Here is a 12,934-nt window from a genome sequence, read left to right on the forward strand (position 1 = left end):
AATGATTAAAAAGAATATAGGAGCCCTTATTGATATAAATATTGTGATATTTTTAGTGATAATTATTGCAATTAGTTTGATACTTACAATGGTATTTAAAGAGATGGTAAAAGAATTTGCTGTAAAGTATAAAAGGAAATTTTACATCTATATTTTTTCATTTGTATTAATTTATGCTTTAGTAGGTTTTTTGGGTTACAATAAATTATTTACAGAACGGTCTGATGAATTTGTTTTCTATCAAATTGCCTCTCTGTTGTTTGGTACTCTCAATGTATATCTATACAGATGGTACTTTGACGAATTTTATTTGAGGGCTGTAAGCGTAGAATTGTTGTTTTCTTTTATAGTTATATTGTATTCCAGTGTGTTATTTATTGTTATTCATACTGTATTAAATGGTCTAGGCCTTACCTTTTTAATGGTTTCTCATTTTTTAGTCTTTATGGTCCCTACAGGTATTTATACAGCATTCAATTATATGATGCAGATACCACCAAAAGAATATGTTACCTGGAAAATACCAGAAAAGAAAGACCCTTTTCCAGAAATTATTAATGTAGAAATGAAAGATTTACTATTGATCACATTATTAATTCAAAAGAATCCCGATAGTTCTACTTACACATCTATAAGATCAAAAAGACCTGTTCGAATTGATTTTGGTGCTTTGTTTTATCATACCGTTTCTGGCTATAATGATCATAACGCCGAGAGTCAGATTGAATTAAAAGAGAATAAATTAAATTGTTATTGGGTTTTCTTTTTACAGCCAAAATGGTATCAAACTGCTAAATATGTAGATGCTAATTATACTTTGGGAATGAACGGTATTACCGAAAACTCAGTAATTATTTGTAAGAGACAAAAAAAGGAGGAAATCGGATTACCGAAGAACAAAGGGGGTGATGATAGTTTTATTTTTGAGCCTAAAACAGAAAAGAAAGAAAATCTGGAATAAGTTGAATTATCTAATTAATAATATAAAATACTTAAAAGTAGATGTTCTATATAAACAAGTCAGAATAATCAGAATACGGTAAATATCTTATTTATAGGGTAGTAAAAGGGGATGCCTTACAAAGTGTAGCTAACAATTTTGATAGTGATGCTCAGGAAATCAGGGGGTTTCATAATATATATTGCCCTATTCCCGATTTGATAGAAGCTGATTTTAAAAGCTATTTAGAATTTGTGATTTTAGAGCCAAAAAAAGATACTAAATCAAAGGTAGAGATACTAAAAAAACTTAAAAAAGTAAGTTTTGCTAGTAATCACAGACTTCCTTTTTTAGCGAAAGGATTTTCGTAAAGTTATACTGTATAATATGCTTCTGAGTTTGGAAAGGAAATTAATGTGACAGAATTGATTATGGACGTTAAGTGGCTTGTGTCAGATAAAAATAGCTAACATCTATTTGAAATTAATAGAAATAAAGCTATTTATATTGTTGACATAAAGAAAAACAAAAAGCGTTCAATGACGTAACAGCAGAGGTCTTTTGTATTGATACTTGCAAGTGGGGAGAAAAAACAGAAGAAATAAAAACGATTGATGAATTTTCAACTTATGATAATGAGTATATAGTTGATTCTAAAAAAGCTTATATTAATGTAATAGTTCCTAAAGATAGAAGAACAGAGGGGGTATTTGTGTTTTTTGATGCGACTAAAATTATATTGAAAGGCTATGCTTTAGCTATGGGAACAGTTGATAACAATTTTTTTGAACGTAATGGCAAGGGAAGCACTCCGACAGGTTTGTGGTCAACTTCTTACGCGAAGAAACATATTGGAGAGGAAAGTTATGGAAATTACGGATTGATTGATATGGATGGTATAACTGGGGATGCTAAAAAAGCAACTGCACCAGGAAAAAGAGATGGTATGGCTATTCATTGTGGACATACTACTAAAAAAGGGATAAATGACGATAATCGATTAATGGTTACTTATGGATGTATCCGAATTTACAATTCGGATATGAAGAAATTAGTAGAAGAATATAATTTGTTGTTAGCTAAGGGTAAAATAATATATGTATATGTTGAAGAAGTTGATTCTATGAGTGGAGTATATAAAAAATACGGTTTGGTTGCTGACTCAAAGGATAAAAAAGAAATTACAGTAAAAATGCAAAACAATAGTGCCAATGAAAGTAATAATAATTTTATTGATAACAACTTTTGTTATCGGTTGTAATTCTCAAACAAAAGAAAGGAATAAAATATCTGAAATTTTTGAAAAAAAATCAAAACGAGTTATAAAATTGAAACATTGAACGATTTAGAAATTTGTCTGCAATCCTTCAAGCATGATAATATACGTTTAATTAATTTTTGAAGACAACTATATTTTAAAGAATCACTATAGTTCGGACGTTAATACATTTATTTTAGTAGTTAATCTCAATATGAACATTTACTCTAAAAAAAGGTTCAGTGTGTGTGAATTTTTTATTTAACCCGAAAAATTTTATAAAATAATATATTTATATTCTTAAAAAATTATTCAAAATTAAATAAAAACAAAGCATAGAATTACAATTTTACTGATTTTTTTACCAGTATCAATTTCAGCGAAAGTCGATTGGCAAAATATAAATTCAATATGTATTTATTGTACAAGACTGGAAGAGATAAAGAAATTCGGTTTTATGTTTTTTAATGAGAAAACGAAATGATACCTGTTTTTAAAGTGCATTACGGCTAAGATTCGAATTTTCAGAATGCTATACTATAGATTTTTATTATCTGGTAAAGCATAAGTTGATAGAATTACAAGGATATTCCGAAGCTAATTTAAATAAAAATTTAATGAACTAGGGAGATTATATAAGTATCTCTTAATATAAACAATATAGAATTATGATAGAAAAATTAAGTCATTTTCCCGTTAACTGGATCGATGGGATGAAGATAAACAAGAGTCATTTTTTATCTATTCAGGATAATGTTTCCGAATTGGTAAATGATGCGATAGGAATTCACACAACACCTATAAGTTACGGTCTATTAGACTCGGGGAACCAGAATAAAGAATCGACTAAAATAACATTAGGCATCGATAATCATAAATTACTGCGTGTACGAGTAGAAGAGTGTCATGCGATTACGCCAAACGGTTCAAGGATCGAAATAAGTAAAAGTAACACGGATACGCTCGATCTTCAGATTCCGTATCCGGAAGACACCTATGAAATGAAAGATGGAGAACAGTTGGTTTTATTAGCATGTATCTCTGTTAATTCAAAAAAAAGGATTCCGTTTGGGGAGCCAGATCCAGAAGAGGTTCCACCTCGATATCCATATACACTGCCGGACTATAAACTTCATTTAATCAAAGCTGAAGAGTTTCGTTCAGGAATCGGTTACGGAGGTTTTTATCTGGCAATCGGAAAAATTATTATAGGCGATACTACAGTTCTAGACGAACATTATATTCCGTCTTCTGTTACTATTGCCTGTCATCCTAAATTGGTAGATATGCACGCTCAGATTGCGCGCTCGTTTGGACAAATTGAAATTTACTCGGTTCAGATTTCTCAAAAAATCAACCGTCTGCAACAAACTGGATTATTGTCGCAGACAGTTATGCAATTGGCAGACAATACAGGTTATTATTTAGGAAGTACACTGACACAGTTTCGCTGGTTAGCTTTACATCAGCATCCAGCAACGATGTTAAGTACAGTGGTTTCTTTTGCAAGAGTGATGAAGAATTTTATTGATTCTAAATCTGGAGCAGGAAAAGAAGAACTACTTAATTATTTTGCCGAATGGTGTGATATTTCACAAGGGGATCTTGAAATCCTGTTTACCTCTCTTATTAATGCAGGGTACGATCACGTGCATATCGATAAGACCGCAATCTTAACAATGAGTGCACTAGCTAAGATAGAAAAGTTGTTTGATACGCTTAGTAAACTGGATTACATTGGTAAGAAAAAGGAAAATATCGAATTGTTTGTTGCCGAAACGGATAAGAAAGACATTATTCAGAACCCGAAAAGACATGGTTTCTTTGTAAAAGATTAAAATAAAGTAATAAAAAATATGGAAGTATTAAACAAACAAGAACGACATAAAGCATTTGTCTCTTTTCTAATAGCATTTATGCTTACTTTTTCGGTTATGCTGATTGCGGTTTCGTTCAATTTTTATATGCCGATAGCTGAAAATAAAATGCTGAAGGCAGAGAATGAAATGATGAAAAGAGAATACGATTATCAGGCTAATTTTTCGGTAAAAATGGATAGTATCAGAATAACAATTGATTCTATTAATTCGCCAAAAGTAGATAATGATTTTCAGCAACGTTTGGCTAATGTGATGATTGCCAATATATATCAAAAAATACCAAAAGATACAACAGAAAATAAAAAGCTGTACAATAATGTTATTCTGGCGTATAAGAATATTATCGATTATAAGAAGCAGATAAGAAGCCTTACCCACAACTCACATTTAATAGACAGTTTGAATCAGTCTGCCAAAACGTACAAAGAAGAATTAGAAAAAGTTAGTAGAGATTTAGATGTTTGTCGTCAGATTTATCAAAATCAATAATTGAATACCGGAGTAAAAATAATTATAATAATCACTTAAAATTTAAATTTATGTTGTCGAATTACGGAATTGGAGGTAATGAAGTAAAATTAGATGCAGATGAAGCGATCTCTGCAATCCCTCAGAACAGAACTCTTGTTGCTCAGAAATTAACTGTTGATGCTCCTGTCAAACCTGAATTGGTTGAGGGTATTACAAGTATTGAGAAAGCCTTTGAACACTTTAAACCAGAAGTAAAAGTAAATTTTGAAACTGCAGATGGTGCTACAAAAGTAGAAGCTTTGAACTTTAAGAATTTGGGTGATTTTGGTGTAAAAGGAATTACAACTCAAAGTAATTTCCTGTCTAATCTTGAAACAGAAAAAGATCAATATCAAAAAATCATTCGTCAGTTAAAATCAAACAAAATTTTGAAAGCTGCATTAGAAGACCCAGAAGCGAAAAAAGCGCTGTTGGAAAGTATTAGTGTGATGATTACTGAATTAAAAGATAATAAATAATTAAATTTTAAAAAGATAAAAAATGTCAACTAAAGAAGTATACAAAGTTAATAGTGCTGATACAGAAGTGTTAGAACGTAAAGTAACTGGCAGTTCGATAGAGAGAAATGTTGAGAAATTAGCAAAATATGGTGGTTTTGATTTATTAGAAATGTCAATTGAAGGAGTTCAAAATCTTAATCCTGACAGAAAAGCAAGAAGAAAAATCTTTCTTGGTGAAGTAAACAAAGCAAAAGAAAGAGAGACTCTTAAGAGAACATTAGAGTTATGGTCTGCAGTTTTAAGTAGTAATGAAGCTTTGACTGATATGGTTGCGCAAAGTGAGGATAAATGCAAAGATTCTGAAGTATTATTGATAAAGAATCTTGCTAAAGCCGTAGAAGACACTAGAGAAATTGAAGCAGCTTACAGGACAATTGCTTTGTTTTTTAAAAACACAGAAACGGATAAAGTAAAAAATATTACTATTGTAAATGCAGATATTGAGCAATTAAAAGATCTTGATAACACACGGTTTATTGATGCAATTCATTCTGAATTAGTAGATAATTATGATCGTTTAGATCTTAAAAACAACTACGGGATTCTAGTTGTTCCTGGATATTTAGGATCAAATAAAGTAATTGAAAAGTGGGCAAAAATCGCGCATGAAAATAAAGTAATGCTTGTTACAGATTTTGAACACCTTGACGAACCGGATGATGTAATGGAAATGTTTGATACTGCTGCTTTAACAGGTGGCGACGTGTACCGTTCTAACGTCATCATGACTTGCAACTGGTTGGTTGGTCGTGGAAGATTTGATCAAATAGGTGAAAACGAGGATTTATACATTGCTCCATCTGCAGCGCTTGCTGGAAAAATTTACAAAACTTTAATGTCCCAGGTTACTGCGGGGAAAAAATTCGGTGGAATCAATGAGGTTGACGGAGTTAAATTTGACCTTAAGAAAAGTGAAATCGCAAATCTTGAAAATCTAGGTTTAGTTCCTATGGTAAACGAGTACGGAAAAGTTATGGCATTCTCTGCAAAAACTTTATTTAGTGGGGATAACTTAGGTTTACAAACGTATTCTGTAGTTCGTGTTTTTGATTACGTGACTAAAGTATTAATGGATTTCCTTAACCGTCGTGCTTTTGAAAATTTTACAGCAAAAACACGTAAAGAAATCATGAATCAAATCGTTGCTTTCCTTGATGGAATTACCGGTCCGGACAAATTAATCGAGAACTTTGAAATTCGAAGATTCGAACAAGATCCAATTCAAAAAGATAGAATTTATATGGATATCCATATGAAACCATATTTTCCAGCTAAAAATTTCCTTATAAAAATGGATGGTCAGAAAGGAACTGACGGTACAGAATGGGATACAGATTACGAACAAAAATAATTGTACAGTAAATTCTAAAAAGGAAACACATTTTATAATGTGTTTCCTTTTTAAACAAAAAAAACATTGATCTTTTGAATGGTCAAATCAAATAATTCAAATTCATGAACGTATTTAAAATTTTACTTTTAATCAGTTTTTTTTCAATAACAGATGCGATTAAAGCGCAAGATGCAAGCCAGATTGAAACTTTAGACTGTCCAATTACGCAAAACGAATTATTGCTTTCTGGACGGTTATTTGCAAGTGCAACACCAATTTTGCTTCGTGTTTTTAATGAAGAATTTGAGGAATATGCAGTATTACAACTAGGAAAAAGAAGAGGTAGTATTTTTTTATATTTTAAAATTTTTACTGACAATGTTTGTGTTAAACAACAACAGCCTCTCGACCTTTATTTTAAAAACGGAGCAAAATACCGACTCAAAAATACATTCAAAGTAAATTGTGACGGTACAGCTGCTTTGAAACTTTCAAGAAGAGATAGAAAGAAACTAACGAGTAACAGTATTAATACAATCAAGTTTTATACACTTAAAAAAGATTATGAATTTAGCCCAAGTGAAGTGGATAATCAAAATATAAGGATTTATCTGCACTGTCTGAAATTATATAAAATCAGGAAAAAGAGATAAGATTAGGTTTGCAATTAATTATAAGTTACAGACAGCATTACAACAACATTACTGAAGTTTAATCTATTAAATCATAAATATGCCATTTCCAGAATTAAATCTTTCGCTAGGTCTTACTGATAATGATGGTTCTGTTTTTTATTCAGGAAGCGGTGGAGGAAAAGTTATTGTAAGAACTGATTCGGCCTTAAAAAAACATACCATTTTTATAACAATTTCGGAACAGGAGGTAGGAACAATAAACCTAAAAACACATATTAAAGGAGCTGTCATTCCTGCAGAAATAGAAGTTCCTGTTTATCAGATGATTGTTACAGACGATAAGACAAATGAAAAAGAAATTTATAAAGTTACACGCGATACTTTTTTTTATAAAGAACAAACTTCAAAAAAAGGAATATGGAGTTTTTTAGGTTTAAAATTTTTGGCACCAAAAAACTTCCTTTTCGAAAATATTCCGTTTGAACCTTTAAAAGAAGCTATGGAGTTATTTGATATTGCAAAATATAGGAAGCTAAGCCAAGATGAACTTACATACAGTTTTGAAAAAGAAGGTCAAAATGTCCAAATTTTTGCGGGTGACATTAATACATTACAAGTTAACAAAGGAACAAGTTACTTTGTTATTGTAGATGAAAATAAGGGACAAAGATTTATTGGAGATATTTTATATCGTGAGAAAATGTTAAAACTTATACCAAATGTAAAGTTGCACATAATCAAGCGTAAACAAGTTTCAAAAGGAATTGAAACAAACAAACAAGGTCGAACTGACAGGTTAATTTATATTTAAATAAAACATGAAAGGAGCTTTTTATAAACTGCCTATTGATTTTAATAGTGTAATGCAAAAAAAGGAATTAGAAAAAACCTCAATAGAGCACTCCATTGCGCAACAAATTATTTTGCTTGCAACAACAACTTTTGGTGAATGTAAATTTGATGAAACTTTTGGTTCTAAAATATGGGAAATTGATTTTGATTTATTGATGAATGAAAATACTTTGAAAGAAATCATTTCAAAAACGATGAAACAATCATTGCTTTTTCATGAAAAAAGGATAAAAGTCAAAGAACTAATAGTTGAATTATCAGAAGCAATGTATTTGGTTGATGATGTTCGAAGAGCAAAAAAAAAGGTTGATATTATAATTGAAGCTACAATTAAAAGTACAAATAGAGATTTTGACTTTAGGGGATACTTTTTTGTAGGTCCTTTGTCTTATAAATGAGGTGTTTATGTAAGGGCTAATATTAATTAATGATAGTATTTTATCTTTAATATAATTGAATAATCTTTTTTTATTTAAAATTTACGTACAGAAAACTTTGTTAAAGTTTGTTTAATTATAAGAATTTATTTATATATTTGTTTTTTAAAATAAATGTATAATTAATTAAAATTTTTATTATGTCGTTTTTAACATCATTGACAGTTGCAGGAAAGGATTACAAAGTATTAAACGTAAACTATGATTTATCTCAGGAAACAGATCCTTCTGGGCGCCCGTCTACGGTTACTCGTGGAGGTAGAATCACGATTGAAGTAGAATCAACAGGAAGCACCGAATTATTTGAATGGATGACCAACAATTTTGAGCGAAAAGATGGGGCAGTAAAATTCATTAAGCGTGACTCAAACGCTACTTTAAAAGAACTAAAGTTTACTGAAGCTTACATGGTTAAGTACAAAGAAAACTTTGATCATGATAGTATTACACCTTTGACAGAAAAATTTGAAATTTCTGCACGTAAAATTTCGATGGGTGGAGGAGAATTTGATAATGCTTGGGTTTAATCCTGTGGACTTTATTAAACTTTTTTAAGCTGAAACAAAAAAAGGAAGTCCATTTTTTGGACTTCTTTTTTTGTTTATCATCAAAATTTAAAATTTAAGTATGCAGTCGTTGTGCTGTATTTTCAAACAATTTAAACAATCTACAAATGAGTTTTTTATCTAAATTACATATAGACGGAGAAGAATATAATGTCCTTGAATTTAATATTGGTTTCAAACAACAAATTGATAGCACAAGTAAACCAGCTGGGGAAGCCAAAGGAGGCGTTATAACAATGATAATTGAAGCAAGCCAAAACAGTCATTTCTTATCATGGATGTTAAACGGTGATTTGACCAAAGATGGTAAAATTGTTTTTTACAGAAGAGATGCTTTGAGCAAAATGAAAGAGCTTACGTTTACAAAAGCTTTTTGCGTTAGCTATGACGAGCAGTTTACTAGTACTACCGAAGTTCCGATGAAGATAACAATGGAACTCGTAGCTAAAGAATTGGTTTTTGGAGATGCTAAATTCTCTAACAATTGGATCGCTTTAAATTAATTGTAACAACTAAATTAAAATTAAGGACGTATTATCATGGCACATTTTTCAGAACAAGTACATATAACTATAGGAAGTTTTACCCAAAACATTGTTTATTATGATTTAAAGCTATCTCAAAAAATGGCAGATCATCATCATTTTTCTTTCGTTTGGCAATATACAGGTAAAGCAATAATAAAACCTGCAGATCAGGCAAAAGCCTTAAGAAGCTATTTGGGAGATGAGGTTATCTTTACATTTAAAAGTCTTACAGGAATACGATTGATGAGTAAAGGTATTATCACAGAATTATCTTCTATTGATCTTCATGGTAGCCCAGTTGGTTTGCATGTAACAGGAATAAGTCATACTGTAGTTATTGATGACATGAAAAAATCTAAAGCTTTTCAGAAGCGTGGCATGGATAACATCGTACTAGATATTTTTTCGGAAGGCCCAGGTGAGTTTTACCAAAGAGATTCGATCAAATCTACTTATCAAAAGGAGTTTACAAATCTTATACAATACAATGAAACCAATTTTGAGTTTCTGAAAAGAATAGCAGCACGTTATGGTCAATGGTTTTATTTTGACGGAATGCGTATGCAGTTCGGGCAAACAAAAACCAGCAAGGTAAAGCTCATTAATGGAGCTTCACTCCATAGTTTTAAGATACAAACCAATATGGCTTCGCATAAAATTTCGTTGACGGGTTATGATTATGCTACGGTAACAACTTTGCATAATGCGAAAACTAAAACCTCTTCGGGAAGTAAAGACAGTTTTTCTGCTATTGTAGGCTACAATCAAGGAACTGTTGCTAATTCTGATTTGAATAAAGGTGTTTACACTGCAAATGCAAGTAACAAAGAGGATTTAGAAGAAATGGTAACGTTGCAGACAGCTGGTAGCGATGCAAATAGTGTGTATTATAGCGGTATTTCTTATTTTCCAATTGGTTTGGGGCAGGTTTTCAGAATAATAAACCAAACGGTAGAACACGAATTAATAGCTATAGAAGTTGTACATCATTCTGAGGTACATGGTAATTATTCTTGCGAATTTAAAGCAATTCCTGCCGATGTAGTGGCACCACATTATACAAATGTACATGTTTTTGCTAATGCAGAAACACAGCCAGCACAAGTAAGCGACAATAACGATCCTGAAGGATTAGGACGCATTAAAGTAGAGTTTCGTGGCGCAAGTGGCAGTGCTGTAACCGATTGGATACGAGTGATTCAGCCATATACTGGTGCTGGAAAGGGATTTTACTTTATTCCCGAAATTGGAGAAGAAGTACTCGTAAGTTTTGAAGGGCATAATGTGCAGAACCCCTATGTAATTGGTGCTCAATATAACGGAAAAGATTCAAGCGGTTATGCAGATGCGCAAAATAATATAAAAGCAATTCATACGCGCTCAGGAACAAAAATTATCCTGAACGATGGTGAAGGTAGTATTTTGATAGAAGATCCAAGTGGGAATAAATGGCAGATGGACGGACAAGGTAATATTAATGTAAATGCACCAAATGATATAACATTTACAGCTGGGGAAAATCTAAACCTAAACGTTGGTGGAAGTATGAATACAAACATAGCAAGGAATAAAACTGATACTATTGGCATGAATAACACCCTAAGTATTGGAGCTATGCAAATGACAACCGTTGTTGGTGATTTTTTAGCAAATGTGAATGGAAGTTTATTCGAAAACATAAAAGGAAACCGAGAGTCAGACAGCGTACAGAGAAGAGAAATAGCAAAATTTGTGAGTTTAGATAGTACAGAAGATGCCATAAATTTTAAAAGTATAAAAAATGTAAACTCACATAGTGGTAGTAAATCTAATAATAAATAATTTATGAGTATTATAAGAATTATTGGTGGAGAGATGAAGAATACCACCAGAGGAGTAATGGATTTACATGCTACAGAAGGTGATTTTACTATTAATGCCGCTACGGAAAATAATTGGGACGGAGGAGAAGGAGGTGTTGTTCATAAAGAATATGAACCTTTACATCCTGCTGATACCATGACGAACAGGTTGGAGCTTACCCTGAATATTTTTTTTGATGGCACTACCAATAATAAAACAAATACTGAAGCTCGGGAGAAGAATGATAGTGCCTATCATAAAAAATCAAACAAAAAGGATGATAGTTATGAAAATGAATATACCAATGTGGCAAGAGCGTATGCGGCGACTGCTATAGATAACCCTAAACAACTGAAAGTATATGTTGAAGGGGTGGGTACAACCGATTTAAAGACAGATGATACCCTGCCAATTGGTATTGCACAAAGTGCAGGGTTTTGGTATACAGGTATATCAGATAAAGTAAAAAGAGGCTGTGAATTAGGAGCAATAGAAATTAAAAAAGCTTCTATAATGAGACCTATTGATTTATTGACGATAAACGTATTTGGTTTTAGCCGTGGCGCAGCTACTGCGAGACATTTTTTGCATATTACAAATGAATCGTATAGAGCCAAAATTTCGGCTAATGGTTTGTTTTATCTTCCGGGAAGAAACTTCCCTTTTAGCTATCCTAAAAATGAGGAAAATCTAAAAGCCCCTTATCCCAAGCATTTACTAATAGAGCATGGTTATTTTGGACAATCGCTGGTTGCTAATGATGTATATGAGGTAAAAAAAATAGTTTTCAATTTTGTTGGCTTATACGATACGGTTTCGTCCTACGGTTTTAATCATAATAATGATGTAAGAGATTTGGGACTTAATGCAATAAAAAAAGCATTGATGGTTTTTCAGCTATCTGCGGCAGATGAATACCGTGAAAATTTCGATTTAACCGATATTCGAAGTTCGGGTTTACGGGGTCTCGAATTAACTCTTCCTGGTGTGCACTCGGATATTGGCGGTTCATACCTGCCCAATAGCCAAGAACGTTCTGTTGTTTATGGCGAGACTTATACCGAGACCTATATTCAAGGCCGTGAAACAGTTCCTGATATTAAAAATGCTGTTGCTTTTAAAAAGATATTAGTAGACGAAGGATGGTACAAACCAGAGGAACTAAGTATTGATTTTAAATATGAAAAAAACAAAACGTATCTCGTTGGTAACCGTTTTTTGCAAAATACTTACGATAAAGTAGCATTGAATAAAATGATATTGGTCTCTAAACAGTTTGACGTAAAATATGACGATGCTAAAAAAAAGAAAATAACAAACATTTCGGATCCTTTTATTGCTAGTGTTTTTAATCAGTTAACCAATTACAGTAGGGCTGTTATGGCACACAGAAACGATTCTATTAAAGAGGATAAAGAGGTGCAACAGTATATTTCTGAATCACAAAAAATAAGCTACCTGGATTATATCGATCCAGAGGATTTAAAAAAACTTCGTAACGAGTATCTGCATTGGTCGGTAAAAGTAGATAAGTTTGGTTTAGGGCCTAGGTTTGATAAGGTTCTTTCAGCAGAAAAACGCAAAAGAGAAATTCACCATGGGTAAATTTCAAAAAAGAATAATTTTATTAATA

At 31.9% G+C, this 12,934-nt stretch carries 13 protein-coding genes; all 13 read left to right on the forward strand.

The features are described 5' to 3' along the window. Position 1: 1 nt before the first annotated feature. Positions 2–961, forward strand: a complete 960-nt coding sequence (locus tag QWY99_RS06930) for a TssN family type VI secretion system protein (RefSeq protein ID WP_290263074.1) — start codon at positions 2–4, stop codon at positions 959–961. Positions 962–1,652: 691 nt separating this feature from the next. Further along, positions 1,653–2,201: a L,D-transpeptidase gene (locus QWY99_RS06935; RefSeq protein WP_353960571.1), complete on the forward strand. Its 549-nt coding sequence runs from the start codon at positions 1,653–1,655 to the stop codon at positions 2,199–2,201. A 665-nt stretch (positions 2,202–2,866) separates the two neighbouring features. Next, positions 2,867–4,036, forward strand: coding sequence for a hypothetical protein (locus QWY99_RS06940; RefSeq protein WP_290263076.1), 1,170 nt, complete (start codon positions 2,867–2,869; stop codon positions 4,034–4,036). 18 nt (positions 4,037–4,054) lie between these two features. After that, positions 4,055–4,567, forward strand: coding sequence for a type VI secretion system TssO (gene tssO / locus QWY99_RS06945; RefSeq protein ID WP_290263077.1), 513 nt, complete (start codon positions 4,055–4,057; stop codon positions 4,565–4,567). A gap of 50 nt (positions 4,568–4,617) precedes the next feature. Next, on the forward strand, positions 4,618–5,067 hold the full coding sequence (locus tag QWY99_RS06950; RefSeq protein WP_290263078.1) for a hypothetical protein: 450 nt from the start codon (positions 4,618–4,620) through the stop codon (positions 5,065–5,067). A 22-nt stretch (positions 5,068–5,089) separates the two neighbouring features. Beyond that, entirely contained in the window at positions 5,090–6,460 is a 1,371-nt protein-coding gene (locus QWY99_RS06955) for a DUF5458 family protein (protein ID WP_290263079.1), read from the forward strand. 104 nt (positions 6,461–6,564) lie between these two features. Then, a complete protein-coding gene (locus QWY99_RS06960) occupies positions 6,565–7,095 on the forward strand; it encodes a hypothetical protein (protein WP_290263080.1) in 531 nt (176 codons plus the stop codon). Positions 7,096–7,174: 79 nt separating this feature from the next. Continuing rightward, complete coding sequence (locus tag QWY99_RS06965) at positions 7,175–7,888, forward strand: hypothetical protein (protein ID WP_290263081.1); 714 nt, start codon at positions 7,175–7,177, stop codon at positions 7,886–7,888. Positions 7,889–7,895: 7 nt separating this feature from the next. Further along, a complete protein-coding gene (locus QWY99_RS06970) occupies positions 7,896–8,327 on the forward strand; it encodes a GPW/gp25 family protein (RefSeq protein ID WP_290263082.1) in 432 nt (143 codons plus the stop codon). A gap of 179 nt (positions 8,328–8,506) precedes the next feature. Then, positions 8,507–8,893, forward strand: a complete 387-nt coding sequence (gene tssD / locus QWY99_RS06975) for a type VI secretion system tube protein TssD (protein WP_290263083.1) — start codon at positions 8,507–8,509, stop codon at positions 8,891–8,893. 146 nt (positions 8,894–9,039) lie between these two features. Beyond that, a complete protein-coding gene (gene tssD, locus QWY99_RS06980) occupies positions 9,040–9,435 on the forward strand; it encodes a type VI secretion system tube protein TssD (RefSeq protein WP_290263084.1) in 396 nt (131 codons plus the stop codon). 36 nt (positions 9,436–9,471) lie between these two features. Continuing rightward, positions 9,472–11,280 (forward strand): type VI secretion system Vgr family protein, encoded by a 1,809-nt coding sequence (locus tag QWY99_RS06985; protein WP_290263085.1) that lies wholly within the window; start codon positions 9,472–9,474, stop codon positions 11,278–11,280. Between the two features lie 3 nt (positions 11,281–11,283). Next, positions 11,284–12,906 (forward strand): phospholipase effector Tle1 domain-containing protein, encoded by a 1,623-nt coding sequence (locus tag QWY99_RS06990; protein WP_290263086.1) that lies wholly within the window; start codon positions 11,284–11,286, stop codon positions 12,904–12,906. The last annotated feature ends 28 nt before the right edge of the window (positions 12,907–12,934 follow it).

The sequence above is a fragment of the Flavobacterium branchiarum genome (assembly GCF_030409845.1).
Classification (GTDB): domain Bacteria; phylum Bacteroidota; class Bacteroidia; order Flavobacteriales; family Flavobacteriaceae; genus Flavobacterium; species Flavobacterium branchiarum.

Coding starts and splice junctions, on each gene's coding strand:
- QWY99_RS06930 (WP_290263074.1), top strand. CDS start 2: ATGATTAAAAAGAATATAGGAGCCCTTATTGATATAAATATTGTGATA.
- QWY99_RS06940 (WP_290263076.1), top strand. CDS start 2,867: ATGATAGAAAAATTAAGTCATTTTCCCGTTAACTGGATCGATGGGATG.
- tssO (WP_290263077.1), top strand. CDS start 4,055: ATGGAAGTATTAAACAAACAAGAACGACATAAAGCATTTGTCTCTTTT.
- QWY99_RS06950 (WP_290263078.1), top strand. CDS start 4,618: ATGTTGTCGAATTACGGAATTGGAGGTAATGAAGTAAAATTAGATGCA.
- QWY99_RS06955 (WP_290263079.1), top strand. CDS start 5,090: ATGTCAACTAAAGAAGTATACAAAGTTAATAGTGCTGATACAGAAGTG.
- QWY99_RS06960 (WP_290263080.1), top strand. CDS start 6,565: ATGAACGTATTTAAAATTTTACTTTTAATCAGTTTTTTTTCAATAACA.
- QWY99_RS06965 (WP_290263081.1), top strand. CDS start 7,175: ATGCCATTTCCAGAATTAAATCTTTCGCTAGGTCTTACTGATAATGAT.
- QWY99_RS06970 (WP_290263082.1), top strand. CDS start 7,896: ATGAAAGGAGCTTTTTATAAACTGCCTATTGATTTTAATAGTGTAATG.
- tssD (WP_290263083.1), top strand. CDS start 8,507: ATGTCGTTTTTAACATCATTGACAGTTGCAGGAAAGGATTACAAAGTA.
- tssD (WP_290263084.1), top strand. CDS start 9,040: ATGAGTTTTTTATCTAAATTACATATAGACGGAGAAGAATATAATGTC.
- QWY99_RS06985 (WP_290263085.1), top strand. CDS start 9,472: ATGGCACATTTTTCAGAACAAGTACATATAACTATAGGAAGTTTTACC.
- QWY99_RS06990 (WP_290263086.1), top strand. CDS start 11,284: ATGAGTATTATAAGAATTATTGGTGGAGAGATGAAGAATACCACCAGA.